General features: G+C 60.1%; 27 protein-coding genes and 1 pseudogene. 25 read left to right on the forward strand and 3 right to left on the reverse strand.

Annotated elements, in window-relative coordinates:
- The 12 genes from FEU76_RS09350 to FEU76_RS09405 all read left to right on the forward strand — a co-directional run.
- Nucleotides 1-331, forward strand: a 331-nt coding sequence (locus tag FEU76_RS09350; protein WP_222114797.1) for an FAD-binding protein, incomplete at its 5' end; no start/stop codon positions are given.
- Nucleotides 332-544: 213 nt separating this feature from the next.
- Nucleotides 545-1,156, forward strand: coding sequence for a superoxide dismutase (locus tag FEU76_RS09355; protein ID WP_039177232.1), 612 nt, complete (start codon nt 545-547; stop codon nt 1,154-1,156).
- Nucleotides 1,157-1,405: 249 nt separating this feature from the next.
- Nucleotides 1,406-1,627, forward strand: coding sequence for a glutaredoxin-like protein NrdH (gene nrdH / locus FEU76_RS09360; protein WP_039177227.1), 222 nt, complete (start codon nt 1,406-1,408; stop codon nt 1,625-1,627).
- Nucleotides 1,628-1,637: 10 nt separating this feature from the next.
- On the forward strand, nt 1,638-2,087 hold the full coding sequence (gene nrdI, locus FEU76_RS09365) for a class Ib ribonucleoside-diphosphate reductase assembly flavoprotein NrdI (RefSeq protein ID WP_052196365.1): 450 nt from the start codon (nt 1,638-1,640) through the stop codon (nt 2,085-2,087).
- The gene (nrdE, locus tag FEU76_RS09370) at nt 2,054-4,267 is read left to right on the forward strand and encodes a class 1b ribonucleoside-diphosphate reductase subunit alpha (RefSeq protein WP_144982467.1); all 2,214 of its coding nucleotides are present in this window, start codon (nt 2,054-2,056) and stop codon (nt 4,265-4,267) included. The genes nrdI and nrdE overlap by 34 nt, the downstream gene beginning before the upstream one ends.
- Before the next feature lie 44 nt (nt 4,268-4,311).
- Entirely contained in the window at nt 4,312-5,283 is a 972-nt protein-coding gene (nrdF, locus tag FEU76_RS09375; protein ID WP_039177224.1) for a class 1b ribonucleoside-diphosphate reductase subunit beta, read from the forward strand.
- A gap of 218 nt (nt 5,284-5,501) precedes the next feature.
- On the forward strand, nt 5,502-6,272 hold the full coding sequence (locus FEU76_RS09380; protein ID WP_144982470.1) for a DUF3450 domain-containing protein: 771 nt from the start codon (nt 5,502-5,504) through the stop codon (nt 6,270-6,272).
- Entirely contained in the window at nt 6,272-7,639 is a 1,368-nt protein-coding gene (locus tag FEU76_RS09385) for a MotA/TolQ/ExbB proton channel family protein (protein ID WP_144982473.1), read from the forward strand. The genes FEU76_RS09380 and FEU76_RS09385 overlap by 1 nt, the downstream gene beginning before the upstream one ends.
- Nucleotide 7,640: 1 nt before the next feature.
- A complete protein-coding gene (locus FEU76_RS09390; protein ID WP_144982476.1) occupies nt 7,641-8,183 on the forward strand; it encodes a MotA/TolQ/ExbB proton channel family protein in 543 nt (180 codons plus the stop codon).
- A complete protein-coding gene (locus tag FEU76_RS09395) occupies nt 8,176-8,583 on the forward strand; it encodes an ExbD/TolR family protein (RefSeq protein WP_039177216.1) in 408 nt (135 codons plus the stop codon). Before FEU76_RS09390 ends, FEU76_RS09395 begins: the two co-directional genes overlap by 8 nt.
- Nucleotides 8,580-9,347, forward strand: coding sequence for a TonB family protein (locus tag FEU76_RS09400; protein ID WP_144982479.1), 768 nt, complete (start codon nt 8,580-8,582; stop codon nt 9,345-9,347). The genes FEU76_RS09395 and FEU76_RS09400 overlap by 4 nt, the downstream gene beginning before the upstream one ends.
- Nucleotides 9,348-9,365: 18 nt before the next feature.
- Nucleotides 9,366-10,466, forward strand: coding sequence for a hypothetical protein (locus FEU76_RS09405; protein WP_144982482.1), 1,101 nt, complete (start codon nt 9,366-9,368; stop codon nt 10,464-10,466).
- A 53-nt stretch (nt 10,467-10,519) separates the two neighbouring features.
- On the opposite strand, the gene xthA is transcribed toward FEU76_RS09405, so the two are convergent.
- Nucleotides 10,520-11,347, reverse strand: a complete 828-nt coding sequence (xthA, locus tag FEU76_RS09410; RefSeq protein WP_144982485.1) for an exodeoxyribonuclease III — start codon at nt 11,345-11,347, stop codon at nt 10,520-10,522.
- Nucleotides 11,347-11,595 carry a hypothetical protein gene (locus FEU76_RS09415; protein ID WP_016913576.1) on the reverse strand — a complete coding sequence of 83 codons (249 nt, stop codon included), beginning with the start codon at nt 11,593-11,595 and terminating at the stop codon, nt 11,347-11,349. The genes xthA and FEU76_RS09415 overlap by 1 nt, the downstream gene beginning before the upstream one ends.
- Nucleotides 11,596-11,741: 146 nt before the next feature.
- On the opposite strand from FEU76_RS09415, the gene rhlB reads away from it, so the two are divergent.
- Together rhlB and dinG are read left to right on the forward strand one after the other, a co-directional pair.
- Nucleotides 11,742-13,016 carry an ATP-dependent RNA helicase RhlB gene (gene rhlB / locus FEU76_RS09420; protein WP_039177199.1) on the forward strand — a complete coding sequence of 425 codons (1,275 nt, stop codon included), beginning with the start codon at nt 11,742-11,744 and terminating at the stop codon, nt 13,014-13,016.
- A gap of 5 nt (nt 13,017-13,021) precedes the next feature.
- A complete protein-coding gene (gene dinG, locus FEU76_RS09425; RefSeq protein ID WP_144982488.1) occupies nt 13,022-15,151 on the forward strand; it encodes an ATP-dependent DNA helicase DinG in 2,130 nt (709 codons plus the stop codon).
- A 71-nt stretch (nt 15,152-15,222) separates the two neighbouring features.
- Here dinG and FEU76_RS09430 read toward each other — a convergent pair whose 3' ends face one another.
- The gene (locus FEU76_RS09430) at nt 15,223-16,296 is read right to left on the reverse strand and encodes a 3-deoxy-7-phosphoheptulonate synthase (protein ID WP_039177196.1); all 1,074 of its coding nucleotides are present in this window, start codon (nt 16,294-16,296) and stop codon (nt 15,223-15,225) included.
- Nucleotides 16,297-16,653: 357 nt separating this feature from the next.
- Between FEU76_RS09430 and rpoE the strand changes: the two genes are divergently transcribed.
- The 11 genes and pseudogenes from rpoE to FEU76_RS18845 form a co-directional block, all read left to right on the forward strand.
- The gene (rpoE, locus tag FEU76_RS09435) at nt 16,654-17,256 is read left to right on the forward strand and encodes an RNA polymerase sigma factor RpoE (RefSeq protein WP_039177195.1); all 603 of its coding nucleotides are present in this window, start codon (nt 16,654-16,656) and stop codon (nt 17,254-17,256) included.
- A 268-nt stretch (nt 17,257-17,524) separates the two neighbouring features.
- Nucleotides 17,525-18,256: a sigma-E factor negative regulatory protein gene (locus FEU76_RS09440; protein ID WP_039177190.1), complete on the forward strand. Its 732-nt coding sequence runs from the start codon at nt 17,525-17,527 to the stop codon at nt 18,254-18,256.
- 25 nt (nt 18,257-18,281) lie between these two features.
- Nucleotides 18,282-19,235, forward strand: a complete 954-nt coding sequence (locus tag FEU76_RS09445; protein WP_260851392.1) for a MucB/RseB C-terminal domain-containing protein — start codon at nt 18,282-18,284, stop codon at nt 19,233-19,235.
- Nucleotides 19,235-19,693 (forward strand): SoxR reducing system RseC family protein, encoded by a 459-nt coding sequence (locus tag FEU76_RS09450; RefSeq protein ID WP_260851393.1) that lies wholly within the window; start codon nt 19,235-19,237, stop codon nt 19,691-19,693. Before FEU76_RS09445 ends, FEU76_RS09450 begins: the two co-directional genes overlap by 1 nt.
- A gap of 66 nt (nt 19,694-19,759) precedes the next feature.
- Nucleotides 19,760-21,172 (forward strand): DegQ family serine endoprotease, encoded by a 1,413-nt coding sequence (locus FEU76_RS09455; RefSeq protein WP_096923135.1) that lies wholly within the window; start codon nt 19,760-19,762, stop codon nt 21,170-21,172.
- A gap of 188 nt (nt 21,173-21,360) precedes the next feature.
- Nucleotides 21,361-23,178 carry a translation elongation factor 4 gene (gene lepA / locus FEU76_RS09460; RefSeq protein ID WP_039177184.1) on the forward strand — a complete coding sequence of 606 codons (1,818 nt, stop codon included), beginning with the start codon at nt 21,361-21,363 and terminating at the stop codon, nt 23,176-23,178.
- 14 nt (nt 23,179-23,192) lie between these two features.
- The gene (gene lepB / locus FEU76_RS09465; protein ID WP_039177182.1) at nt 23,193-23,996 is read left to right on the forward strand and encodes a signal peptidase I; all 804 of its coding nucleotides are present in this window, start codon (nt 23,193-23,195) and stop codon (nt 23,994-23,996) included.
- A 64-nt stretch (nt 23,997-24,060) separates the two neighbouring features.
- On the forward strand, nt 24,061-24,753 hold the full coding sequence (rnc, locus tag FEU76_RS09470) for a ribonuclease III (protein WP_039177180.1): 693 nt from the start codon (nt 24,061-24,063) through the stop codon (nt 24,751-24,753).
- Nucleotides 24,750-25,649 (forward strand): GTPase Era, encoded by a 900-nt coding sequence (gene era / locus FEU76_RS09475; protein WP_039177179.1) that lies wholly within the window; start codon nt 24,750-24,752, stop codon nt 25,647-25,649. The genes rnc and era overlap by 4 nt, the downstream gene beginning before the upstream one ends.
- A gap of 8 nt (nt 25,650-25,657) precedes the next feature.
- Nucleotides 25,658-26,350, forward strand: a complete 693-nt coding sequence (gene recO / locus FEU76_RS09480) for a DNA repair protein RecO (RefSeq protein ID WP_144982491.1) — start codon at nt 25,658-25,660, stop codon at nt 26,348-26,350.
- A pseudogene (locus FEU76_RS18845) lies at nt 26,325-26,435 on the forward strand (pentapeptide repeat-containing protein); the annotation flags it as partial. The gene recO and the pseudogene FEU76_RS18845, both read left to right, overlap by 26 nt.
- Nucleotides 26,436-26,458: the final 23 nt, after the last annotated feature.

Below are 26,458 nucleotides of genomic sequence, written 5' to 3' on the forward strand. Positions count from 1 at the left end.
CGGCCGTGGCATGGGCAACGGCGAAAACTTCAAACTGCTGGACGGCATTGCCGACAAGCTGGGCGCCGCCATTGGCGCGTCTCGTGCGGCGGTGGATGCAGGCTTCGTGCCCAACGACATGCAGGTAGGCCAGACCGGCAAGATCGTCGCCCCCGAGCTGTACATTGCCGTGGGCATCAGCGGCGCGATTCAGCACCTGGCGGGGATGAAAGACTCCAAAGTGATCGTGGCGATCAACAAGGACGAAGAGGCCCCGATCTTCCAGGTAGCCGACTACGGCCTGGTGGGGGATCTGTTCGAGATCCTGCCGGAGCTGGAGAGCAAGCTGTAAGCAGGAACGCCGTTTTACCAAAAGCCGACGTCGCAAGAGGTCGGCTTTTTTAATGGCGATGAATTCGATAAACTGAAAATAGTTGACTAAAGTACTGGGATAAAGAAGTCGTCGCGCTGGTAGAAAAATTGCCGGGGCGGCAGTTGAAAAGGGTGAAGCAAGACCGCACCTTAGGTAGTGAACGTTATAGAAGCCACTCAAGGAGAAGATAGCATGGCCCATACCCTTCCTGAATTACCGTACGCTTACGATGCACTCGAGCCGCACATCGATGCGATGACGATGGAGATCCACCACTCTCGTCACCACAATACCTACGTGACCAACCTGAACGGTGCCCTGGAAGGCACTGGTCTGGAAGATATGCCGGTAGAAGAGCTGGTTGCCAATCTGGATCGCGTGCCGGAAGAGAAGCGTCAGGCTGTGATCAACAACGGTGGTGGTCACGCCAACCACTCCATGTTCTGGCAGATGATGTCTCCCAATGGTGGCGGTCAGCCCCAGGGTGATGTTGCCAAGGCCATCGACGCCGAGCTGGGTGGCCTCGATGCGTTCAAGGACGCTTTCAAGAAAGCGGCGCTGGGCCGTTTTGGCAGCGGCTGGGCGTGGCTATCTGTCACACCCGAGAAGAAGCTGGTCGTCGAGAACACGCTCAACCAGGATAGCCCTCTGATGCATGGCAACACGCCGCTGCTGGGTCTGGATGTATGGGAGCACGCGTACTACCTCAAGTTCCAGAACAAGCGCCCCGACTATGTTGACGCATTCTTCAGCGTCGTGAACTGGGAAGACGTCGAGCGTCGCTACCAAGCTGCCAAGGCCTGATAATGGTCGAAAATTGCGCCTGAGCGCGTGATTTTGCAGCCAAAGCCGCCCCCTTTCAGGGGGCGGCTTTTTTTGTTTCTGGGTATAGCGCTGGGTATGGCTTGTCAATAACCTGTGGATGAAAAAATACCATATATGCTTGAATTGATTTTCTGGTGGTCTATATATAGTATGCGTGGAGAATTTCAGAGGGGTGGCGCCATTGCCATGCGCTACCCGAAAAGTGTCGCTATGAAAAGGAAAATAGCCATGGAAATCCAAATTTATAGCAAGCCTGCCTGCGTACAGTGCACCGCTACCTATCGTGCGTTGGACAAGCAGGGTTTGGAGTACACTGTGATCGACATTACGGAAGAGTCAGGCGCGCAGCAGCAGGTCGAAGCTCTGGGCTATCGTCAGTTGCCGGTCGTCGTGGTAGGTGAGGATCACTGGTCCGGCTTCCGCCCTGACCGTATCCAGGCGCTGGCGTAGCTCCGCCGCCATGCACACGGCCACGGTGGAAACCAGACAGGCGGGTACGCTGGTCTATTTTTCCACCAAGTCAGGCAATACCCACCGGTTTATCGAAAGGCTTGGCTTGAGTGCCCAGCGGCTGCCATTGAATCGTGAAGAGCCCACTCCACGCGTCACGCAGCCTTACATATTGGTGACGCCTACCTACGGCGGTGGCCATGCACAAGGCGCCGTACCGGGGCAGGTGATTCGCTTCTTGAACGATGAGCACAATCGGCACCTCATTCGAGGTGTCATTGCCTCGGGTAATACGAATTTTGGTGAAGCTTACGGGTTGGCAGGGCGCATCATCGCGCAAAAGTGCCAGGTACCGTTGCTTTATCGCTTTGAACTGTTTGGCACCGATGACGATGTCGCCAAGGTCCGCAAAGGAGTAGAAGAGTTTTGGAAACGTCAAGCTCAGTCTCTAACAACGTAGCGTCCACCAGCGCCGCTACCAAGAAGTCGGCAGAAGCGAAACGTCCTGCTGCGGGTACCACCGAAGCGCGTACGCTGGATTATCATGCGCTCAACGCGATGCTCAATCTGTACGGTGCCAACGGCGAACTGCAGTTGGACAAGGACCGCGAAGCGGCGCGTCAGTACTTCCTTCAGCACGTCAACCAGAACACGGTTTTCTTCCACTCGCTGGAAGAGAAGCTGGACTACCTGGTGGAAGAGGGCTATTACGAGGCCAACGTACTCGATCAGTACAGCTTCGAATTCATCAAGTCGCTGTTCGAGCAGGCGTATGCCTACAAGTTTCGCTTCCCCAGCTTCCTGGGTGCCTTCAAGTACTACACCAGCTATACGCTGAAGACCTTCGATGGCAAGCGTTACCTGGAGCGCTACGAAGATCGCGTGTGCATGGTTGCGCTGACGCTGGCTCGTGGGGATGAAGCGCTGGCCAAGTCGCTGGTGGATGAAGTGATCAGTGGTCGCTTCCAGCCAGCCACGCCGACTTTCCTGAACTGCGGCAAACAGCAGCGCGGTGAGCTGGTGTCATGCTTCCTGCTGCGTATCGAAGACAACATGGAGTCGATCGGGCGGTCGATCAACTCAGCGCTGCAGCTCTCCAAGCGTGGTGGTGGGGTGGCGTTCCTGCTGACCAACATCCGTGAGTCTGGCGCGCCGATCAAGCGTATCGAAAACCAGTCGTCGGGCATCATCCCCATCATGAAGCTGCTGGAAGATGCGTTCTCTTACGCCAACCAGCTGGGAGCTCGTCAGGGTGCCGGGGCTGTGTACCTGAATGCTCACCACCCTGACATTCTGCGTTTCCTCGACACCAAGCGTGAAAATGCCGACGAAAAGATCCGCATCAAGACGCTTTCGCTGGGCGTGACCATTCCGGATATCACGTTCGAACTGGCCAAGCGCAACGACGACATGTACCTGTTCTCCCCCTATGATGTAGAGCGGGTCTACGGGGTGCCGTTTGGCGATATCAGCGTCACCGAGAAGTACCATGAAATGGTGGCGGATGCGCGCATTCGCAAGCAGAAGATCAATGCTCGTGCCTTCTTCCAGACGCTGGCTGAGCTGCAGTTCGAGTCCGGTTACCCGTACATCATGTTCGAAGATACGGTCAATCGCGCCAACCCGATTGCCGGTCGCATCAACATGAGCAACCTCTGCTCCGAGATTCTGCAGGTCAACACGCCGACCGAGTATGACGACGACCTGGGATACCGCGACATCGGTCAGGACATCTCCTGCAACCTGGGCTCGATGAACATTGCCAAGGTCATGGATTCGGGCGATATCGGCACCAGCGTCGAAATCGCCATTCGCGGCCTGACGGCCGTGTCCGAAATGAGCAACCTGAGCAGCGTGCCCTCGATTGCCGAAGGGAATGCCAAGTCGCGTGCGATTGGTCTGGGGCAGATGAACCTGCACGGTTTCCTGGCGCGTGAGCACATCTATTATGGCTCGGAAGAGGGGTTGGATTTCACCAACCTGTACTTCTACTGCGTCGCGTTCCATGCCATTCGTGCCTCGAACCAGCTGGCCATCGAGCATGGCGCCACCTTCGCCGGTTTCGAAGACTCCACCTATGCGTCGGGCACGTTCTTCGACAAGTACACCGACCAGGCCTGGCTGCCGCGTACCGAAAAAGTACGCCAGCTGTTCGAACGCAGTGGTATTGCGCTGCCGACCCAGGAAGATTGGCAAGCCCTGAAGGCCTCGGTCATGGCGCACGGCCTGTACAACCGCAACTTGCAGGCAGTGCCGCCCACGGGCTCGATCTCCTATATCAACAACTCCACTTCCAGTATTCATCCGGTGGCGGCGAGAATCGAGATTCGTAAAGAAGGCAAGCTGGGGCGGGTCTATTATCCGGCGCCGTTCTTGAATGAAGCCAACTTCGATTACTTTCAGGATGCCTATGAAATTGGCCCTGAGAAAATCATCGATACTTATGCAGAAGCGTCGAAGCATGTGGATCAGGGGCTGTCACTGACACTGTTCTTCCCTGATACCGCTACCACTCGGGATATCAACAAGGCGCAGATCTATGCATGGCGGAAGGGCATCAAGACCCTTTACTACATTCGCTTGCGCCAAAGCGCGCTGGAAGGCACCGAGGTAGAAGGCTGTGTCTCCTGCACGCTGTAACGATATCCCCACTGGCATGTGATGACGTTTAGAAGAGAGCGCTGATGACAACGATGCAACGCCTGTCGCGGGTTAATGCGATCAACTGGAACCGTCTGCAGGACGATAAAGATCTGGAGGTGTGGAACCGCCTGACCAGCAACTTCTGGCTGCCGGAAAAAGTGCCGCTGTCCAACGACATTCAGTCGTGGAACACCCTGACTCAGCAGGAAAAGCAGCTGACCATCCGGGTCTTCACCGGCCTGACGCTGCTCGATACCATCCAGAGCAGCGTGGGTGCGCCGGTGCTGATGGAAGATGCGCGTACGCCCCATGAAGAAGCGGTGTATACCAACATTGCCTTCATGGAGTCGGTGCATGCGCGCTCCTACAGCTCGATTTTCTCGACGCTGTGCGCTACCCGGGACGTGGACGATGCGTTCCGTTGGAGTGAGGAGAATCCGTCGCTCCAGCTGAAGTCCGAGCTGATTCTCAAGCGCTATCGCTCCGATGACCCGTTGATGCGCAAAGTGGCCAGCGTTTTCCTGGAGTCGTTCCTGTTCTACTCCGGCTTCTATCTGCCCATGTACTGGTCCAGCCATGCCAAGCTGACCAATACCGCTGACCTGATTCGTCTGATCATTCGTGACGAAGCGGTGCACGGTTACTATGTGGGCTACAAGTTCCAGCAGGCGCTGGCGGAAGCCACCCCGGAACGTCAGCAGGAAGTGAAGGATTATGCCTACGAGCTGCTGCTGGAGCTGTACGACAACGAAGTGCGCTACACCGAGTCGCTCTATGATGCGGTGGGCTTGACCGAAGACGTGAAGAAGTTCCTGCACTACAACGCCAACAAGGCGTTGATGAACCTCGGTTTCGAGCCGCTGTTCCCCAGCAGCGTCACGGACGTCGACCCGACGATCATGGCGGCGCTGTCCCCCAGCGCAGACGAGAACCACGACTTCTTCTCGGGGTCTGGCTCGTCCTACGTCATCGGCAAGGCCGTCGCTACCGAAGACGACGACTGGTCGTTCTGATCGGTCGATTAGTGTGCCACTCAGCGGGAGCCTCAGGGCTCCCGTTTTTTTATGGACGATGAAAAGATTTCGTTATTGAATGTTAATGATAAATATTGTCATTTCTTCTATTGATGGTAGGCTATGCACGCTAACGATTTAAACGCAAATCGTTCTTATATTTGGTGAGCCTTGGCGAGCTGATGCAGATGCGCGCCGAGCAGTGATGGAGAGACGACGTGCTGAAAAGGCCTTTCTTTGCCTTGAGCGGATATTGGCTTGCTGGAATGCTGGCCAGTACATCGCTGATGGCGAGCGATGAAACGATGGATCAGGCGGCCCAGAGTGTCGAGGCCCAGCAAGTGCAATCTGAGCTGCAGCAGCAAATCGACAGGGCCGACGAAGCAACGCGAGAACAGTTGGAAGAACTGCGCCAACTGGAGCAGGAGACGCGGCAGATGAGCGCTTCCAATGCTGCCCTGAGCAGTCGCCTGGCCAGTGAGGCGGAGCGCCAGCAGCGGTTGGCCCAGGCGCTGGATACGCTGAGCGATACACGTGCTGCGCTGCCGGCCATCGAGCAGGATATGGCCGAACAGCTCACCCGATGGATCGAGTCGGATCTGCCTTTCCTGCGTGGCGAGCGCTTGGCACGGGTAGAAGGGGTAGAAGTATCCTCCCAGGAGAGCGCCGAACGGATTGCCGAGCTGCTCGAAGCCTGGCGTGCAGAGCTGGCATACGGCCGCCAGGTGGATAGCTGGCGGGGGCGTTTGCAACGCGACGGCGGGGCTCCTCGGGAAGTCGATTATCTGCGTATTGGGCGTATTGGCCTCTATTACCTGACGCCGGATGGCCGTGAGGGCGGCGTATGGGACCAGCAGCGCGGCGAATGGCTGGCGCTGGAAGAGCGTGCACGCCGAGAAGTGCGTAATGGCCTGCGTATTGCCGATGATCAGCGTACGCCTGAACTGCTGCAATTGCCGCTATCGATCACCGCCACAGGAGCGCCGTAATGAAACTATCCAGCTATCGGCGCGGCGTGCACAAGATGGCCTGCCTGCTGCTGGCCATTAGCGTTTGGGCGAGCGGCCCGGCCATCGCCCAAAGCAGTGATGTCACGACGCTGCGTGATGCCCGCGAAGCAGCAGAAGCGCGAGACCAGGCGCGGCTGCAGTCGTTTCTGGAAGATCAGGACGCCCTGGCCGCGGCCCTGGAGGAAGCGCGCACTGCGCACGCAGCAGCCGAGCAGGAGCAAGCTGCCCTGCAGGCGCAACAGCAAGAGCAGGCCGAACAGGCCGAGGTTCTGGCTCAGCGTCAGGATGAGCAGGGGGAGGCCCTTGCGGCACTGTTGGCCGATCTGACACGGCACAGCGAGGAGTTGCGCAACGAATTGGGAGGGGAGAGCTGGCTGACGTTGACGCCTGACGCTTTGCCTCCGCGCCTCAACGACGTCGAGGTGCTGGAGCGTGAGCACCTGGAGAGCGTGGTAGACCGGCTGGCAGCCTTGGCCATGAACACCGGGCAGGCCGAGCGTCTCGAGCTGCCCGTGGCAGACGGTGCGGGCGAGATTGCGCCTCGTCAGGTGGTTCGTTTGGGGGATTTTGCCGCTTTCACGGAGTCGGCACTGCTCCGCAAGGGGCAGGATGACCAGAGCCTGGCCGAGCTGCCGCGTACGCCGTCGGAAATCCGCCGCCTGCTCGCCGCCTACCACCAGGGCGACAGTCGTGAATTTGCCATCGACCCTACCCAAGGCAGCGTACTGCAGGCGTTGGCACAGCAGCCCAGTCTCTGGGAGCGTTTCCAGCAGGGGGGGTATGTCGGCTATGTGGTCGTGGTGCTGGGGGGTGTCGGCCTGCTGGTGGCGCTGGCGCAATACCTCTATCTGCTGCTGGTGAGCGCACGGGTGCGTCGTCAACGCCGTCAGCTGGAGCAGCCGCGAGCCGACAATCCGCTGGGCCGAGTGCTGCAGCGATTCAAGGACATGGACAAGCATCAAACCCCCGAAGCCCTTGAAGCCCGCCTGGATGAAGCGGTGCTGGCAGAGCTGCCGCGCATCGAGCGAGGCCAGCCCATCGTCAAACTGTTGGCCGCCATTGCGCCGCTGCTGGGCCTGTTGGGTACGGTAACGGGCATGATCGTCACCTTTCAGGCCATTACCGTGTTCGGTACTGGCGATCCGCAGCTCATGGCCGGTGGGATCAGTCAGGCGCTGGTGACGACGGTGCTGGGGCTGGTGACGGCGGTGCCGCTGCTGTTCGCACAAACGGCACTGTCCAGCCGAAGCCGGTTCATTACGCAAGTGATCGAAGGGGAGGCCAGCGCCACCCTGGCCGATCATCTGGAAGCGCAGTCTGCCCATCCCGGGCAAGCGGTGAACTGATATGCCGACGTTGCCCCTTTGGCTGGAGCCGGTAGAGCGGCTGTTGGACGCCGGTGGCGCGGTGCTGGTGGTGCTGGCGCTGGTGGCCGTGCTGGTGTTCGCCATGGCCATCGAACGCTGGTGGTACTACCGCACCAGCTGGCGACGTGCGCGTCGTCAGCTGGTGCACCGCTGGGCAGCGCGTAGCGACCATCGCAGCTGGAGCGCGCGGACGTTGCGCGATGTGTGGAGTGCGGCCCTGGTGGCCAAGCTGCGTCGGCCGCTGCCGTGGATCAAATTGCTGGTGGCGTTGTGCCCGCTGTTGGGTCTGCTGGGCACGGTCACTGGCATGATCACCGTGTTCGACAGCCTTTCCATGAGTGACACCCATCAGGCCAGGGCCATGGCCGATGGCGTGGCCCGGGCCACGCTACCTACATTGACAGGCATGGCCATTGCTGTGGTGGGCATGCTGTTTATCAGCCGTTTGGAGCACGTGATTCGCCGCGAAGACCAGCGTCTGCATGATCGCCTGGCACGTGCCCTGGAGGAAAATGATGCGTAGACGCCGTTCCATAGAGGCCGTCGAAGAGAGCAATGAAGTCAACTTGACCCCGATGCTGGATGTGGTCTTCATCATGCTGATCTTCTTTATCGTGACGACCAGCTTTATCAAGGAGAGTGGCGTAGAGATCGAGCGCCCGGAAGCGGCCGCCGCCACACAGCGTCCGGACGCCCAGGTGCTGATCGCGATTACGCCGGAAGGAGCCGTCTGGGTGGATGGTCGTCCGGTCGATGCCCATCGCATCGGTCAGGAAGTGGCCGGCATGCTCAGTGGCGATGGCTCGGTGGTCATCCAGGCCGATAGAGCGTCCACCACTGGACTGCTGATCGAAGTGATGGATCGCCTGCAGCAGGCAGGCGTCGAGCAAGTGGCGGTGGCGGCTAGTCGGAGTGCGCCATGATACGCCACGGGTTCTCGCTGCTGGCTGGTGCTGCGCTGGCGATGGGGCTGTTCTGGATGCTGGCGCTGCTGGTGGCACCGCCGGAGCGCAGCGTCGACGAGCCGGTCATGTCCATGGCCATGACCATGGTGGAAGCGCCTGAGCAGGCTGCCGAGCCGGAAACGCCGCCGCCAGAGCCTGCCCAGGCGGCTCCTGCGGCTCCCCCTCCTGCACCAGCGCCTGCCCCTGCGCCGGTCGCGACGAGTCAGATTGCACTGCCCGATCTGGCTTTGCCGGATGCACCGGTAGAGCCGCTGGAGTTGGAGAGTGAGCTGCCGGAGCTGACCGAGGCAAGGCCAGAGCCGACGCCACAGCCACGTCCGGAGCCGCAGCCTGCGCCAGAACTCACGCCGGAGCCTGCCGCAGAGCCCGCGTCGCGCTCCGAGCCATCCACGGCACCCGCGACGGCCGAGCGTGAAGCGGCGCCTGCGGCAGAACCAGCACCTTCCAATGAGCCGGTGAGTGTCGGGCAGGTGGCGCCCACGAGTCGCGTCAATCCCACGTACCCCACCCGTGCCCAGCGGCGTGGGATGGAGGGCTTTGTCGAGGTGGAGTTCGTCATTCGGCGTGATGGCAGCGTCGATGGCGGGACGATTCGCGTCGTCAATGCCCAGCCGCGCCGGGTGTTCGAGCAGGCGGCGGAGGAGGCCATTGCACGCTGGCAGTTCGAGCCAAGTCAGCAGCTGCGTCGTGCCACTCAGCGCATCGAATTTCAGTTGCGGTAAGCCCGTCGAGGGAGCGTTATGCAGCGTTTATTGGCAATGGCAGTGCTCTACGTGTGGAGCACGGTGGCGGTGGCGGATGTGCCACTGAGTGAAGATATCATTCTCGACCTGAACGGGTTGCAGAGCCAGTTGGCGGAGCTTTCCGGTGCAGGTGCAGAGAATGAGTCGTTGGACACCATTCTGAACCGTGCGCGCTCCCAGGCCGCCAGGTTGGCCTCGGGTAATCGAGCAGATCAGTGGGCCAGCGCGCTATATCATCAATTGGCGGCCAGTGCGCTGGTGCGTCAAGAGGCTCCCGAGGCGGCGGCAGACGAACTGGCCAGTGCCCGCCAGCGTACCAGCGTGCCGAACAGCCAACGGCTGCGCTGGTTGCGTGACGAATCGTCCCTGCGCCGTGCAGCAGGACAGCGCTCTCGGGCCATCGAGCTTTATGCGCAGTGGCTCGGCGAGTCGGCGGGCCATGAGCGCTACCTTGAGTCGGTTTGGGCGTTGGTGCGCCTATTGGCAGAAGAGGAGCGCTGGGAAGAGGCCCTCGAATGGCTCACCCCCCAGCTGGAGCCGGGCAGAGAACTGAGTGATGCCCAGCAGACCCTGGTCAACGTCGTGTTGCGCCATGCAGGCGAAGGCGAGCAGGCGCTGGCTTGGCTGCTGGAGAGCCTGAGCGAGCGCAGCAGCGCCGAGGAGTGGCGTCAGGCGGCTGGATTGGCGCAGCAGGCGGGGCTGCTGGGCGCTGCCGCCGGCGTCTGGGAAGCGGCTTGGCAGATGGGCAAGTTCACTGCGCTCGAGGATCGTTTGACCCTGATTCGGCTGCACCTGGCAGGCGGCACGCCAGCGCGTGCCGGTGAGCATCTGGAGGCAGCGCTGGAAGCAGGGGAGCTGCCTGATGATGAAGAGACGCTGCGCCTGCGAGCCACGGCCTGGCAGCAGGCCCGGCATGTCGAGCATGCCCTGAACGCTTGGCAGGTGCTGGCTGAAACCACTCGGGCGGCTGACGATTGGCGCCAGTATGGTCAGTTGGCCTACGCGTGGGGCAATGAGTCGCTGGCGAAAGAGGCGCTCTTGCGAGCGGCGGAGCTGGGCGACGAACAGGCCGAGCAGTGGCTTGGCTATTTCGATTGAGGGGGCTCAGGGGGTGAGCCGTGCCGCCCGAGTGGGCGGCAGCCAAGGGGCGGTCAGTCTGCCAGGGTCAGGGAAAAGTCGCTCCAGGTGGGCGCGTGATCCGAAGGTCGCTCCATGGCGCGCAGGGGATAGTCGATACCTGCATCGGTGACTCGCTGTGCCAAGGGAGGCGAGACAAGGATGTAGTCGATGCGCAGCCCGCGCTTGGGTTCCTGGTCAAAGCCCTTCGAGCGGTAGTCGAACCAGCTGAACCATTCGCTGTTGTCGGGGTGGCAGAGCCGATAGCTGTCGCTGAGCCCCCACGCCTTGATGCCTGCCAGCCACTCCCGCTCGATGGGTTGAAAGCTGGCCTTGCCATCACGTAGCCAGCGCTTTCGGTTGGCTTCCCCAATGCCGATGTCCTGGTCTTCGGGTGAAATGTTGAAGTCACCCATGACGGCCAGATGCTCTTCCGAGGAGTGCTGCGTGGCCAGCAGATTGGCCAACTGCTGGTAAAAGCGCTCCTTGTGCGGAAATTTGGTGGGGTGGTCGACGTTCTCGCCCTGGGGGAAGTAGCCGTTCCACACGGTGACCGGCTGGCCGTCGGTGGTCAGCAGGCGTGCGCCGATCATGCGTCGCTGGGCATCTTCCTCATCATCAGGAAAGCCGTAGAAGACCTGCTGAGGTTTCTGTCGGCAGAGCAAGGCCACACCGTAGTGGCCCTTTTGGCCATAATGAAAGGTGTGGTACCCCATGGCTTCCACGTCGGCCAAGGGAAACTCGCTATCCTGCACCTTGATTTCCTGCAGGCCGATCACATCAGGGCGATGGGTGTCGATGAGCGCTTGAAGCTGATGCAGCCTTGCCCGTATACCGTTGATATTGAAAGACACCAGACGCATCAGGAGGGCTCTCCCGAAGAGGAGTCGCTCCCCTTGTCGGGGTGGATGGCAATGTTCTGGCCACTTTGCTGGCGTGCCAGCTTGCGCACTGCCTGCAGTTTGCGCTGTTGCTGTTTCTTGGCCACGAAACGGCGTGATGAGGTCACCTGATCCGGGTTTTCATGGCGCCACTTTTTGTAATCCTTGCGGCGACCGGTGCGGATCGTCACCTTGTCTGCCAGTGAACGAGTCTTTTTCTTACGCGTCATCGTCGCGCTCCTTGGGTTAATTTATGCCTCATTCTAACAGGCAAGGGCGCTCCTTCGACAGCAGAGCGCGCTCTTATCGCCAAGCCCTGCTACAATGCGCGATTCGTGATGCCTAACCTCCACAGCAATGGACAGATACACAGCCTATGAGCGAGTCGGAACAGATCACAGCATCGGACCAGAACCGCAAGCCTAAACGCCGTCGTCGCAAGCCGCGTCGTCGTCAGTCGAACTGGGATCTTCGTCAGTTTCAGGTGCCCGCCGTTGCCGGCAAGTGGCGCTTCCATGACTTTGATCTGCCGCTGCCCTTGATGCGCGCTATTCATGCCCAAGGCTATGAATACTGCACTCCCATTCAGGCAGAGGCGCTGCGCCACACGCTGCTGGGTGGCGACATTGTGGGCAAGGCCCAGACGGGCACTGGCAAGACCGCTGCCTTCCTGATTTCAGTGCTGGCCTACTTCCTGGAAGAGCCCGCGCCGGACGGTCAGAAGCCGGGGGCTCCCCGTGCGCTGATTATCGCCCCCACCCGCGAACTGGCGCTGCAGATCGAGAAAGACGCCAAGGCGCTCGCCCGCTTCACGTCGTTGAACGTGGCCAGCGTGGTCGGTGGCATGGATTACCAGAAACAGCGTGAGAGCCTCGGCAAGAAACTCGATATTTTGGTGGCCACGCCTGGCCGTCTGCTCGACTTCCATCAGAAGCGCGATATCGACCTGTCCGAAACCGAAGTGCTGGTGCTCGATGAAGCGGATCGCATGCTTTCCATGGGGTTCATCCCGGATGTGAAGCGCATCATCCGCTACACCCCCAAGAAAGAGGAGCGTCAGACGTTCCTGTTTTCGGCCACCTTCACCGACGACATTCTCAACCTGGCCAGCCAGTGGACGCAGGAACCGGCCCATGTCGAGATCGAAGTCACGGTAGAGAATCAGGCCGATATCGACCAGCGCGTATACCTGGTGTCGGATGACGACAAGCAGCGCCTGTTGGTCAAGCTGCTGGAGCAGGAGAGCTTCGAGCGGGTCATGGTGTTCGGCAACCGTCGGGATCTGGTGCGCAAACTCGATGACCTGCTGAAAAAGGCAGGCGTGAGTGCCGCCATGCTGTCGGGTGACGTGCCCCAGAATCAGCGGATCAAGACGCTGGAAAGCTTCCGCGAAGGCGAGATCCAGGTGCTGGTAGCCACCGATGTGGCCGGTCGTGGCATCCATATCGAAGACGTCAGCCACGTGATCAACTACACCCTGCCGGAAGACCCGGAAGACTACGTGCACCGTATTGGCCGCACCGGTCGTGCCGGTGCCAAAGGGGTGTCGATCAGCTTCGTGGGTGAAGAAGACGCCTTCTCGCTGCCGGAAATCGAGCGCTACATCAACGGCAAGCTGCCCTGCGAGCATCCGCCGGAAGGCATGCTGTAACGCACATGCTGGATAACGCGCTCAAGGCCGATATTCAGCAAGCGTACCGTAACGTGGTGGAGCAGTTAGCGCTGACCCCACGCTACGGTCAGCGGCTGATGATTGCCGAGATTGCCCGCACCCTGGGCGATATTCAGTGCGACAGCGATGGCAAGCGCACCAGCGACAGCCACGTCTGTGTGCTGGAAGCCGGTACCGGCACGGGCAAGACGCTGGCGTATCTGATTGCAGGCTTGCCCATTGCCAAGGCGAAGGGCAAGCGGCTGATCGTGTCCACGGCCACGGTGGCTCTGCAAGAGCAGGTGTTGCATCAGGACCTGCCCTCGCTGGCCGAGCACAGTGGCATCGCCTTTCGCTACGCGCTGGCCAAAGGACGCGGGCGCTATGTGTGCGTGGCGCGGCTGGATCAGGCCCTGGAGGGCAGTGAGCCGAACCCGACCATGTCGCTGTTCGAGCACTCCCTGCAAAGCGATAGCAGCGACTATCAGGTGCTTGCCAGCGACCTTGCCGATGCCTATGGCAAAGGCGAGTGGCAGGGTGACCGTGATACCTGGCCTGACACCATCGATGATGCCCACTGGCGTCAGCTCACCGTCGATCACCGCCAGTGTACCGGGCGCCGCTGCGGCCATTTCGGTGCTTGCGCGTTCTTCCGCTCACGCCGTGAGCTGGAAGATGCCGATGTCATCGTGGCCAACCACGATCTGGTACTGGCGGACCTGGCCCTGGGGGGCGGCGCCATTCTGCCGGACCCTGCCGACTGTATCTTCATCTTCGACGAAGGCCATCACCTGCCGGACAAGGCGCTGTCGCACTTTGCCCACCGCTTCGCAGTGCATGGCTGTCTGCGCTGGCTCAAGACGCTGCGCAGCAGCTTGACCGATCTTCACCAGGGCCTGGCGGTTCAGCCCACCGTGGCCCGGCTGCTGGCCAGCCTGCCTGAAGTGCTGCATGGCCTGGAGCCTGCCCTGGGGGACGTGTTCAGCCTAGGGCACCAGCTGGCCGGGCGCGAGCAGGGGCTGGCGGATGAAGAGGCCAGCCACCAGCAGCGTTTCGAGAAGGGCGAGGTGCCGGAAGCGCTGCGCGAGCAGGCGCGGCAGCTGCTGGTGATGTTTGCCACGCTATCACGCAGCCTGGAAAGCATTGCCGATATCCTGCGTGAGAGCCTGGACCCGGACAAGCAGACGGGGCTGGACCGCGATCAGGCCGAAGCCTGGCTACCGCTGGTGGCGCTGCTGCATGGTCGCGCCCTGGAAGCCCACGCGCTCTGGCAGGCGTTCAGCGAGCAAGACCCGCCCAATGCGCCGCCCTGTGCGCGCTGGATCACGTTGAGTCGTGTGGCTGGGGAGCCCGAAATCGAGTTCTCCGCCAGCCCTGTCTCGGCGGCGCACACGCTGGCCAAGCATTTGTGGGGGCGCTGCCATGGTGCGGTGGTCACCTCCGCTACCTTGACGGCACTGGGGCGCTTCGAACGTATTCAGGAGCGCGCAGGCCTGGCCAGTCGCTATCGGTACCAGGCGCTGCCCAGCCCCTTCGATTATGCCAACGCGGTGCTGCGCGTGCCCGCGGAAGCCACGGACCCCAGCGACCGAGAGGCCCATGAGCGTGCCATCGTGCGCTGTGTCTCCCAGTTGGGGGAGGATGAAGCGGTGCTGGTACTGTTTTCGTCCCGGGCCCAGCTCAGGGCGGTGGAAAAAGTGCTGCCAGAGGCCTTGAAAGAGCGCCTGCTGGCGCAGGATGCGCTGCCCAAACGGGAGTTGATCGAGCGGCATCGTGCTGCGGTCGATAGCGGCAAGGGGAGCATCATCTTCGGCTTGGCCAGCTTTGCAGAGGGCATCGACCTGCCTGGGGATTACCTGACTCATGTAGTCATCACTCGGTTACCCTTTGCGGTGCCCGATGACCCGGTGGGTGCCACGTTGGCCGAGTGGATCGAAAGCCAGGGCGGCAACTCTTTCATGCGTATCAGCGTGCCCGATGCTTCCATCAAGCTGGTACAGGCCTGTGGTCGGTTGATCCGCAAGGAGAACGACCGGGGCGTGATCACGTTGCTGGACCGCCGCGTGATCACGCGGCGCTACGGTCAGGCGCTGCTGGATGCCTTGCCGCCCTTTAGGCGTGACATTCAGGCCTGAATTCGGTAGCGGGTGATGCTAATGAAAAACGCCCCGCCAGAGAGATCTGGCGGGGCGTCGACAGGTTGGCTTCAGGCAATACGTTTGGCCAGCACCGGAGCAAGCTTTTCGTTCATGCGCGTGAAGGTTTCGACGGTCGTGTCCCAGTCGATACAGGCATCGGTGATCGAGACACCGTACTGCAGTTGACTCAGGTCGGCAGGCACTTTCTGGGCGCCCCAGCCAATATTGGACTCGACCATCAGGCCGATGATGGAGCGGTTGCCTTCCAGAATCTGGTTGGTCACGTTTTCCAGTACCAGCGGCTGCAGGGCCGGGTCCTTGTTGGAGTTGGCGTGGGAGCAGTCGATCATGATGTTGGCCGACAGCTTGGCCTTGCTCAGCTCTTTTTCGGCCAGCGCGACGCTGACGCTGTCGTAGTTGGGCTTGCCGTTGCCGCCGCGCAGTACCACGTGGCCATAAGCGTTGCCCCGGGTGCGGATGATGGCGACCTGGCCCGCCTGGTTGATGCCCAGGAAGTTATGTGGGTTGGCGACCGACTGCAGGGCATTGATGGCGACATCCAGGCTGCCGTCGGTGCCGTTCTTGAAGCCGACCGGGCAGGAGAGGCCTGAGGCCATCTCGCGATGGGTTTGTGACTCGGTGGTGCGGGCGCCAATGGCTGACCAGCTGATGCAGTCCTGCAGGTACTGTGGCGAGATCGGGTCCAGGGCTTCCGTGGCCAGGGGCAAGCCCATCTCGGCCAGGTCGACCAGCAGTTTGCGGGCGATGTGCAGACCTTCGTCGATTTCGAACGAGTCGTTCAGGTGGGGGTCGTTGATCAGCCCTTTCCAGCCCACGGTGGTACGCGGCTTTTCGAAATAGACGCGCATGACGATGTACAGGCTATCGCTCACCTTGTCGGCCAGCGCGCGCAGGCGGCGGGCGTAATCCAGTGCGGCATCCACGTCATGGATGGAGCAGGGGCCCACGACCACCAGCAGGCGCGGGTCGTTGCCATCCAGGATGTTCTGAATGACGCGACGGCCTTCCACGACGGAGCGCTCGGCGGCTTCGGTGAGGGGAATGGCCGACTTCAGAGCGTCGGGGGTGGTGAGAACATCCTGAGCGAGGACGTTGAGATTGCTAACCTGTTGATCAGACATCTTGCTACCTGTACATGCGCGATGGACGAAAAGTGGTCACTACTATGGCGCGTCACGGTGGTAAAAATCAATTGTTACGGAACTTTGCATTAAGGAAAAATGTCAGCCACAGGGTTTCAAGAAAGGGGGTAAGCGCTTGATGCGCTGCTAAGAACGCGTAACACTAGATGACATTGGCGTTATGCCACCAAACGCCCTCCAGAACAGGTGAGCCACCAGGCCTCATGGGCCTCGAGCTCTCCATGACGATTAACCAATGCCCAAGGGACACTATGCTGCTTGCTGTGAAGGCCCGATCAACAGGGCGACAAGAATATGAAGCGGCCGGTGTGATACCGGCGCGGAAGGAGCGTGTGAATGGGCACTCGTGAAACGGACCAGCAGTTGGTTGAGCGTGCCCAGAAAGGCGATACACGCGCTTTCGATCTTTTGGTTAAGAAGTATCAGCACAAGATCATTGGCCTGATAGGACGCTACGTGCACGACCACGCCGAAGTGCAGGATGTGGCGCAGGAAGCCTTCATCAAGGCGTACCGTGCGTTGGGCAAGTTTCGTGCAGAAAGTGCTTTCTATACCTGGATGTACCGGATCGCCATCAATACGGCGAAGAACCACCTGGTATCCAGAGGGCGTCGTCCACCCGGCAGCGACCTGGATATCGTCGATGCCGAAATCGTCGATCAAAGCGGCCGCTTGGCCGACTCCGAGTCTCCCGAAGCTTCCATTGCGCGGGACCAGTTGGAAGCCGCTGTGTTCGAAGCCATCGAACGCTTGCCGGATGACCTGCGCACGGCCATTACCCTGCGTGAGCTGGATGGGTTGGCCTACGAGGACATCGCGCAAATCATGCAGTGCCCGGTGGGTACGGTGCGTTCGCGTATTTTTCGTGCCAGGGAGGCGGTAGACGAGCATATCCGCCCGCTGGTCACCACGGCGCGCAACAGCCGTGAAGAGCCCTGAGCGTTGGGCCGCTGCCTGCGCATGGACACAAACATTTACGTTTTTACTTTTTTTGTGAACTGTCTGGCGAGTCAGGCGTCATAAGGGCTGCCAGCGTTATTGAGTTGAGCCGCCGAGCAGCCCAATCATGTTGCCTGCCAACTTGGCAATGGCGTTGTGCAGACGGTGATAGATAATCTGAGTCTTGGCCTGTGAGGTTTTGCGGCTAAAACACGCACTAGCCGTGTTGTCGTGAAGCTTCTTCCAACACAGTGTGAGGGTGTGAAGTATGAGTCAAAACACACGGGAGTCACTTTCCGCATTGATGGACGGTGAAAGTGATGAGCTGGAACTTCGCCGAGTGTTGAAATCACTACCTGACGACGCCGACGCGGCAGAGACTTGGCGCCGCTATCATCTGGCGCGCAGCATGATGCAGCGTGAGCGCGAAGTAGATGTCAGCGTCGACCTTTCGGCGGGCATCATGGCTCGACTGCGTGACGAGCCGGTACCGATCGCCGAACCGGTCACGGCGGCGAATCATCGTACGGGCGGCATCTCGTTTGCCCGCGGTGCTGGCGTGGCAGCGGCCGTATCACTGATGGTGATCACGGGCGTACAGTTCTTCAATAGCGGTACAGGGTCGAGCGGCCAGCCCGATGGCAACATTGCCGTTCAGCCTGGCGCTGGAGTGGGTGCGCAGGTACAGCCGGTCAGTTTGTCTGGTGCCCAGACGGGAGCCCTGGCAGCCTCCGATATGCCGATGTTCGAGCCCACGCCGTTTCGGATCAATGGGCAGGCAGGCAATAGCGGCTTGATGAACGTCAGCGAAGCCGGTTTCGCGGCTCCGTCTGCGCCGCAAAGCGTCATGGCTCAGCAGCCGACATCCATCGATATCGATCAACTGCGCCTGTTGCAGTCCTATCTGGAGCAGCACGCTCAAGGCGCCGCCAGTGGCGGTGGTGACAGCTGGATGCCGCTGATGCGCTCCTCGGTCACTGAGCCGTTGGGCCAACGTTGATGGCGGACAGGGTAGCCTGAGCATTATGGCGATGGACAAGTGCCGACAGTGGGGAATTCAGGCCGTCGCGTCTGCTGGGCTGGTAAGCCTATTCTCCTTCTCCATGCCGGTCATCGCAGAGCAGTCCTCTTTCAGCTGCGATGACCTCACTTCATTGACCGAGCCTGCCAGTGCTCAAGAGTGGCTGGTGCTCAGCAAACAGGCCGGTCATTGCTACGATTTCCAGGCCAGAGCCGTCTCCATCGATGCCTTGGGAGTGCGCACTCTGGCGCTTTCGCATCGTATCCGAGATGGCATTCGACAACAGGTCGTTCAGCATCTGGATGGCCCTTCTGTCAGTGTCGAGCGTCAGTCGGCCGTGGGCTATCGCGCCCGCTTCATTCCTGAAGATCAAGAGACCGGCAGCGCAGCGGAAGCCTGGGCGGCTCACGTGGCCCATTATTATGAGATCGAGCTGCTCAACGATGATCGCGTGGCGGGCCGCGAAGCCGTGCAGCTCAAGTTCGTGCCTCAGGATGGTGAGCGCTATCAGCATGAGTGGTGGCTGGACAAAGAGACGGGGCTGCTGCTCAAGCATGTCATGCGCGATAGTCAATCGCGGGCGCTGGAAACGTTTCAGATCACACAGCTACAGTCGCCGGTGCTTTATGAGGGCGTGATTGCAAACCCTGCTTCGCCGGAGGAGTCAGCAGTGAATTGGCAGGCGGAGTGGCTGCCGGATGGCTTCGTTTCTCAGCCGGTCGAAACGAGTTCGTTATCGAGTCAGCGTGTCTACAGCGACGGCTTGGCTTCGGTCAGCTTGTTTGCAGCGCCCGTGGAGCAACAGGCGCTCTCGGAAGGTAGCCATCAGTTGGGCGTTTCTACGGCCACGGTATCGGTCGTGGAGGTCGATGATCAGCGTTGGCAGCTGGTAGGCGTTGGTGAGCTGCCAGCTGCTGTCATGCGCCGTATCGTTCAGTCCATCGTGATTCAGCCCTGATGTCATTGGCCGAGCCCGCACCCTGTTCTGCGCTCTATCGCACTGGCCGAGTAACAGGGCATGTCGAAGGGCGATTGGTGGTGGATGTATCGGTGGCCAGTGAATGTGATGCCTGCGCCAAGGGGCGCGGTTGTGGCATGGGCCTGCTGGCGCGCCGCCAGCACCAGCGTGTCGAGGTGCGGCCTGAGTGTCTGGAAAGCCAATTGGCAGAGCGTTACCCTTTGGGCAGTGCAGTGACGCTGACGGTGGAACGGCAAGCCGTTGGCTATCTGGCGCTTTTGGTCTATGCCGCGCCCATGCTACTGGCGCTGGTGGTGTCGGGGGCGATTGCCAGGGTGGCAGAGAGCCAATGGATCAGCGCGGGTGCCTTTTTTGGTACCTTGGCGTGCGCCTTGGTGGCGCTTAGATTTCTCATGCGCGGGGGGATGGAACGCTTCCGTCCGCGTTTGGTCAGTTAGTTGTCCTGTAGCTCGCTAAGAGTTGCACTTCCATGGTGTCGTCCCTGCTTGACTAGGAGCTGTTTCATGAAGCGCTTGGTTCTCCCCTCAACGTTATGGTTATGCCTGGTTGCGCTGTTCATGGTGGGCCACAGTGCCCAGGCGCAAACCTTGCCCGATTTCACGGTGCTGGTAGAAGAAGCGGCGCCGGGCGTCGTCAACATTTCTACCACACGCACGGTGCAGCGCAGCAGCTCGCCGTCTGCGCAAGGGTTTGGTGGTCAGGAAATTCCCGAAATCTTTCGCCACTTTTTTGGTGACAGTTTTCCAGCGCCGCCCAGTGGTGGTCAGGGGCGTAGCCAGGAACGACAGTCATTGGGCTCTGGCTTCATCATCAGTGAAGATGGCTACGTGATGACCAACGCCCACGTCGTGCAGGATGCCGATGAAATTCTGGTGCGCCTCAACGACCGTCGCGAACTGCCCGCCGAGCTGATTGGAAGCGATGTGCAGACCGACGTTGCCCTGCTCAAGATCGATGCCAGCGACCTGCCCGTGCTCACGTTGGGGAATTCCGATGAACTCAAGGTAGGGGAGTGGGTGGCGGCCATTGGCTCGCCTTTCGGCTTCGACCATTCGGTCACTGCGGGTATCGTCAGTGCCATCAACCGTACGCTGCCACAGGACGCTTACGTCCCCTTCATCCAGACCGACGTGGCCATCAATCCGGGTAACTCCGGTGGTCCACTGTTCAATCTGGAAGGTGAAGTCGTCGGTATCAATTCGCAGATCTTCACCCGTAGCGGTGGTTTCATGGGTCTGTCGTTCGCCATTCCGATCAACGTCGCCATGGACGTTGCCAGCCAACTTCGTGAAGATGGCCAGGTGAACCGTGGTTGGCTGGGCGTGATGATTCAGCCGGTGTCTCGTGATTTGGCCGAGTCGTTTGGTATGAACGAAGCCATCGGTGCGCTGATTGCCGACCTGGACCCCGAAGGTCCCGCCGCGCAGGGTGGCCTGCAGGCTGGGGATGTGATTCTGGAAGTCAATGGCGAAGAGGTCGATCGTTCCAGCACGTTGCCGCGCCTCATCGGGCGTGTTGCCCCTGGCAGCGATGTGGAGCTTACCCTGATGCGCGATGGTGAGCAGGTGACTGAAACCATCGAACTGGGAAGCTGGCCGGACGCCCAAGGCGTCGAGCAAGCTTCCAGCAGCAACAATCAGATGCGACTAGGTGTCGCTGTGGCCGAAGTGGATGAAGCCACGCGCGAGCGGCTCAACATCACCGGTGGCGTAGAGGTTCGTCAGGTGGAGCCGGACAGCGTTGCCGCCCAGGCGGGGCTCCGTCCGGGAGACATTCTGGTCAGCCTCGACCACCGTAGCGTTGCTTCTGCCGATGAGCTGATGCGAATCGTCGAAGCCTTGCCCACCGATCGTGCCATCCCGCTGCGCCTGTATCGTGATGGACGCTCACTTTTTGTAGCGCTGCGTCTGGAATAAGTACGCTTTTCGCTCCCTCCAGTCCGGCGGTTCTCGCCGGACTGCTGTTCCTATCCCCCGCATATCGCTACAATAGCGCTTATCTTTTGACGAACTTTGGCAATGCAGTGGTGCGGTGTTCACGTTACGCCTTGTTGGCGCTGTCCCCAACACCATCGCTTGCGTACCAATAAGGCAGAACACACTCGATGTCTCATGACGTTTCCGGCGGAAAGCTCAAGCATATTCGCAATTTCTCCATCATCGCCCACATCGACCACGGTAAATCGACGCTTTCCGATCGTTTGATTCAGACTTGTGGTGGCTTGTCCGAGCGTGAACTGAAGGAGCAGGTGCTCGACTCCATGGATATCGAGCGCGAGCGCGGCATTACCATCAAGGCGCAGTCGGTCACGCTGGACTACACCGCGGCCGATGGTCAGGTCTATCAGCTCAACTTCATCGATACGCCAGGGCATGTGGACTTCTCCTACGAAGTATCCCGCTCGCTGTACGCCTGTGAAGGGGCGCTGCTGGTAGTGGACGCCGCTCAGGGCGTCGAAGCTCAGTCGGTGGCCAACTGCTACACCGCCATCGAGCAGGGCCTGGAAGTCCTGCCGGTGCTCAACAAGATCGACCTGCCCCAGGCCGACCCGGACCGCGTTTCTCAGGAAGTGGAAGAAATCATCGGCTTGGATGCCACCGATGCCTGCCAGGTGTCGGCCAAGAGCGGTATTGGTATCGACGCACTGCTGGAGCGCCTGGTGCGTGACATTCCGCCCCCCAAAGGGGACCCGGACGCGCCCTTGCAGGCGCTGATCATCGATTCCTGGTTCGACAACTATCTCGGCGTCGTTTCGCTGGTGCGGCTGTTCGACGGTACGCTGCGCAAGGGCGACAAGATTCGCATCAAATCGACCGGGCGGGATTGGAACGCCACCGAAGTGGGCATCTTCACACCGCTGCGTAAAGAGACCAATATTCTGCGCGCGGGTGAGGTCGGTTTCGTGGTTGCCGGGATCAAGGAAATTCATGGTGCCCCGGTCGGTGATACCATCACCCACACCAAAACCCCCGATGTCGAACGCCTGCCGGGCTTCCAGAAGGTCAAGCCGCAGGTATACGCCGGTATGTTCCCGGTCAGCGCCGATGACTATGAAGACTTCCGCGATGCGCTGGAGAAACTGGCGCTGAACGATGCGTCGCTGGAGTACGAGCCGGAAAACTCGGATGCCCTGGGCTTCGGTTTCCGCGTGGGTTTCCTCGGCACCCTGCACATGGAAATCATCCAGGAGCGCCTGGAGCGCGAATACGACCTGGATCTGCTCACGACTGCACCCACGGTGGTGTATGAGCTGGGCATGAAAAATGGCGACATCAAATACGTCTCCAACCCCTCCAAACTGCCGGACATGGCCGACGTCGACGAGATGCGCGAGCCTATCGTGCGGGCCAGTATTCTGGTGCCCCAGGAGTACGTGGGCAACGTGATTGCCGAGTGCGAGCAGCGCCGTGGCACCCAGCTGGACATGCAGTTTCTGGGCAACCAGATTCAGCTCACTTATGAGCTGCCGATGTCGGAAGTGGTCATGGACTTCTTCGATCGTCTGAAGTCGATTTCTCGCGGTTACGCGTCGCTGGAGTATAACTTCGAGCGTTTTGAAGCCGCCAAGCTGGTGCGTCTGGATGTCTTGATCAATGGCGACAAGGTAGACGCGCTGGCGGTCATCATCCATCGGGATCATGCCCACACCCGCGGCCGTCTGCTGGTGGAGAAGATGAAAGAGCTGATTCCGCGGCAGATGTTCGACGTGGCCATCCAGGCTGCCATTGGTGGGCAGGTGGTCGCGCGCTCGACGGTCAAGGCGCTTCGCAAGAACGTGACCGCGAAGTGTTATGGAGGCGACGTCAGCCGCAAGAAAAAACTGCTGGAAAAACAGAAAGCCGGCAAAAAACGGATGAAACAGGTGGGGCGTGTCGAAATTCCCCAGGATGCCTTCCTTGCTGTGCTCAAGGTCAACGACTAGGGACTCGACCTCACATGGATTTTTCATTATTACTGGTACTTGCCGTCGTGCTCTCCGGGGCCATCTTTCTGCTGGATGTACTGGTGCTACGGCCCAAGCGCCGTGAGCGGGTGGCCACTGCCGAAGCCGCCACGGTAGACGGGCTGGACGATGCCAGCCGGGAAAAGCTTCTCAAGGAGCCCTGGCCGGTCGACTACTCTCGCTCTTTCTTTCCCGTGTTGCTGGTCGTACTGGTGGTGCGTAGCTTCATCGTCGAACCGTTCCAGATTCCCTCGGGTTCCATGAAGCCGACGCTGGAAGTAGGTGACTTCATCCTGGTGAACAAGTTTGCCTATGGCCTGCGCCTGCCCGTGGTACACCACCGCTTTCTGGAAGTGGACGACCCGGAGCGCGGTGATGTCATGGTGTTTCGCTTCCCTGACGAGCCTTCGGTCAATTTCATCAAGCGCGTAGTGGGCCTGCCCGGCGACCGTGTTCGGTATGAAGGCAAGCAGCTCTATGTGAACGGCGAAGCAGTCAGCAAGGTGCTGGTCGAAGAAGGCCCGGCCTTGTCTCCTCAGCAGCTGTTGCTCGAAGAGCAGCTGGGTGAAGTGAGCCATTTCATTTATAACAATCCGCGTGATCCTGGCCCGCAAATGCGTGAGGTCGTGGTGCCGGAAGGGCACTATTTCACCATGGGCGATAACCGTGATCACTCCAACGATAGCCGCTACTGGGGCTTTGTTCCGGAAGAGAACATCGTCGGGCGCGCCTTTGCAGTCTGGATGCACTGGGATGGTGGTTTGCCCAGCTTCAGCAGCGTGCGTCGCATCGAATGAAGCACCTGTTAAACAACAAGGTCAGCGTGGTTATTTTGTATAACGTCAATGACGTAGGAGCACCGTGAGCAATTCCTTAACCGCTTTTTGCCGACGAATCGGCCATACCTTTGGCGACCCAACGCTACTGGAACTGGCCATGACCCATCGCAGCTATGGTGGTCGCAACAATGAGCGCCTGGAATTTCTGGGTGACTCTATCGTCAACTTTGTCATTGCCGAAGCGCTGTTTCAGCGCTTCCCCCAGGCGCGAGAAGGTCAGCTTTCCCGTCTGCGCGCGCGTCTGGTCAAGGGGCAGACCTTGGCCGAGCTGGCCCGTGAAATGTCGTTTGGCGAGTGCCTGCGACTTGGCTCGGGAGAGATGAAAAGCGGCGGTCACCGCCGTGAATCCATCCTGGCCGATGCCGTCGAGGCCGTGATCGGGGCCATCTACCTGGATGCAGGTATGGACGCCGTGCGTGACCGAGTACTGGCCTGGTATGCGGAGAGGCTGGAAAACATCTCTCTTCAGGATACTCAGAAGGACCCCAAAACGCGCTTGCAAGAGTTTCTCCAGTCACGCCAGGCCGCGTTGCCTCGCTACGAAGTGGTCTCGGTCAAGGGCGAGGCGCATGCCCAGACGTTTACCGTGGAGTGCTATATCGATCTGTTGAGCGAGCATACCACTGGTAAAGGTCCTAGCCGCCGACATGCAGAGCAACAGGCGGCGGAAGAAGCTCTGTCCTATCTTGAACAACCCCCTGGAGACAAATCATGAGCCAAACCTGCGGATTCGTGGCCATCGTTGGCCGTCCCAACGTAGGCAAATCAACCCTCATGAACCGGATTCTGGGGCAAAAGATCTCGATTACCTCTCGGCGGCCGCAAACTACCCGCCATCAGGTGATGGGTATCAAGACCGTCGATGAGACGCAGTTCATCTACGTGGACACCCCGGGCATGCACATCATGTCCAAGGATCGCAACAAGGCGATCAACCGATTCATGAACCAGGCAGCCACCCAGGCGCTGCGTGACGTGGATTGTGTCGTCTTCATCATCGATCGTACGCGCTGGACCGAGGAGGACCAGGCGGTGCTCAAGCGTCTGGAGCATGTCACGGCGCCGGTGATTCTGGCAGTGAACAAGGTCGACCGCCTGCAGGACAAGGCCGACCTGCTGCCCTGGTTGGCGGAGGTGGGGGCACGGCGTGAATTTGCTGCCGTCATCCCCATTTCAGCGAAGCACGGCACTCAGGTCGAAGCGCTGGAAGATGAGGTGGCCAAACACCTGCCAGAAAGTATTCACTTCTTCCCTGAAGACCAGATTACCGACAAGAGTCTGCGCTTCATGGCCGCCGAGCTGGTGCGCGAAAAGGTCATGCGTCAGCTGGGCGACGAGCTGCCCTATCAGATGACCGTCGAGATCGAGGAGTTTCGCGAGACCGAGCGGGTGACCCATATCAGCGCGTTGATTTTGGTGGAGCGCCAGGGCCAGAAAGTGATTCTGATCGGTGAAAACGGCGATCGGATCAAGAGTATCGGCCGAGAGGCGCGGCTGGACATGGAGCGTGCCTTGGGCACCAAGGTCATGCTCAACCTGTGGGTCAAGGTCAAGCGAGGCTGGTCGGACGATGAGCGTGCCTTGAAGAGCCTGGGTTACGACCTGGATTGAGCGCGGCCATGACCCCCGAGCCTGCCTTTCTGTTGCACCGCAAGGCGTATCGGGAAACCAGCGCGCTGGTCGACCTGCTGACGCTCAACCACGGGCGCATCCGTGCGGTGGCTCAGGGCGGGCAGCGCCCCAGTTCGAAATCGCGCCAGCGTTTGCAACCCTTTACGCCGCTGTTCATCGCTTGGCGCGGAGAGCGTGAGCTGAAGCGGCTGACCTTGATGGAGTCCCGGGGACAGACCGCGCTGCTGGCGGGTGAAGGGCTGTTGTGTGGCCTTTATGCCAATGAAATTGCCACTCGCTTGCTGCCGCTGGAACTGGCATCCGCGAATGTGTTTGCCTTTTACAGTGCGCTGCTGGAGGCACTTCCGGTGCCCGCCGCGCGCGGGTTGGCGCTGAGACGCTATGAGTGGGCGCTACTGGAAGCCCTGGAAGCCACGCCGCGCTTCTGCACGCCTCAAGGTACCCCTCTGGACCCTCACGGGCGCTATCGATTCGAGGCGGCCAGTCGTGCATTCTTGCCCGCCGAGCGAGGGATCGACGGCCGTGCCTTGCGCTATATCGAGCAGGGTGACTGGGAATCAGAGAGCCTGGCCAGCGCCTTGAAAGCGCTCATGCGAGCAGCGCTGGCGCCCCACCTGGGGGCAGTGGCACTACGCTCGCGAGAGCTGATGATGGATTTGGCCCGCCGCCGTCAGCGCTAGGCGGGCCTCTCTCATACAAGCAATTCTCATACAAGCAATTCTCAGACAAGCAATTCTCAGACAAGCAATACTCAGACAAGCAATACTCAGACAAGCAATGATGGCCTC

Origin of the sequence: Halomonas sp. C22 (assembly GCF_007655045.1) — a bacterium.
GTDB lineage: Bacteria > Pseudomonadota > Gammaproteobacteria > Pseudomonadales > Halomonadaceae > Vreelandella > Vreelandella hamiltonii.

Coding starts and splice junctions, on each gene's coding strand:
- FEU76_RS09355 (WP_039177232.1), top strand. CDS start 545: ATGGCCCATACCCTTCCTGAATTACCGTACGCTTACGATGCACTCGAG.
- nrdH (WP_039177227.1), top strand. CDS start 1,406: ATGGAAATCCAAATTTATAGCAAGCCTGCCTGCGTACAGTGCACCGCT.
- nrdI (WP_052196365.1), top strand. CDS start 1,638: ATGCACACGGCCACGGTGGAAACCAGACAGGCGGGTACGCTGGTCTAT.
- nrdF (WP_039177224.1), top strand. CDS start 4,312: ATGACAACGATGCAACGCCTGTCGCGGGTTAATGCGATCAACTGGAAC.
- FEU76_RS09385 (WP_144982473.1), top strand. CDS start 6,272: ATGAAACTATCCAGCTATCGGCGCGGCGTGCACAAGATGGCCTGCCTG.
- FEU76_RS09390 (WP_144982476.1), top strand. CDS start 7,641: ATGCCGACGTTGCCCCTTTGGCTGGAGCCGGTAGAGCGGCTGTTGGAC.
- FEU76_RS09395 (WP_039177216.1), top strand. CDS start 8,176: ATGCGTAGACGCCGTTCCATAGAGGCCGTCGAAGAGAGCAATGAAGTC.
- FEU76_RS09400 (WP_144982479.1), top strand. CDS start 8,580: ATGATACGCCACGGGTTCTCGCTGCTGGCTGGTGCTGCGCTGGCGATG.
- FEU76_RS09405 (WP_144982482.1), top strand. CDS start 9,366: ATGCAGCGTTTATTGGCAATGGCAGTGCTCTACGTGTGGAGCACGGTG.
- xthA (WP_144982485.1), bottom strand. CDS start 11,347: ATGCGTCTGGTGTCTTTCAATATCAACGGTATACGGGCAAGGCTGCAT.
- FEU76_RS09415 (WP_016913576.1), bottom strand. CDS start 11,595: ATGACGCGTAAGAAAAAGACTCGTTCACTGGCAGACAAGGTGACGATC.
- rhlB (WP_039177199.1), top strand. CDS start 11,742: ATGAGCGAGTCGGAACAGATCACAGCATCGGACCAGAACCGCAAGCCT.
- dinG (WP_144982488.1), top strand. CDS start 13,022: ATGCTGGATAACGCGCTCAAGGCCGATATTCAGCAAGCGTACCGTAAC.
- FEU76_RS09430 (WP_039177196.1), bottom strand. CDS start 16,296: ATGTCTGATCAACAGGTTAGCAATCTCAACGTCCTCGCTCAGGATGTT.
- rpoE (WP_039177195.1), top strand. CDS start 16,654: ATGGGCACTCGTGAAACGGACCAGCAGTTGGTTGAGCGTGCCCAGAAA.
- FEU76_RS09440 (WP_039177190.1), top strand. CDS start 17,525: ATGAGTCAAAACACACGGGAGTCACTTTCCGCATTGATGGACGGTGAA.
- FEU76_RS09445 (WP_260851392.1), top strand. CDS start 18,282: ATGGCGATGGACAAGTGCCGACAGTGGGGAATTCAGGCCGTCGCGTCT.
- FEU76_RS09450 (WP_260851393.1), top strand. CDS start 19,235: ATGTCATTGGCCGAGCCCGCACCCTGTTCTGCGCTCTATCGCACTGGC.
- FEU76_RS09455 (WP_096923135.1), top strand. CDS start 19,760: ATGAAGCGCTTGGTTCTCCCCTCAACGTTATGGTTATGCCTGGTTGCG.
- lepA (WP_039177184.1), top strand. CDS start 21,361: ATGTCTCATGACGTTTCCGGCGGAAAGCTCAAGCATATTCGCAATTTC.
- lepB (WP_039177182.1), top strand. CDS start 23,193: ATGGATTTTTCATTATTACTGGTACTTGCCGTCGTGCTCTCCGGGGCC.
- era (WP_039177179.1), top strand. CDS start 24,750: ATGAGCCAAACCTGCGGATTCGTGGCCATCGTTGGCCGTCCCAACGTA.
- recO (WP_144982491.1), top strand. CDS start 25,658: ATGACCCCCGAGCCTGCCTTTCTGTTGCACCGCAAGGCGTATCGGGAA.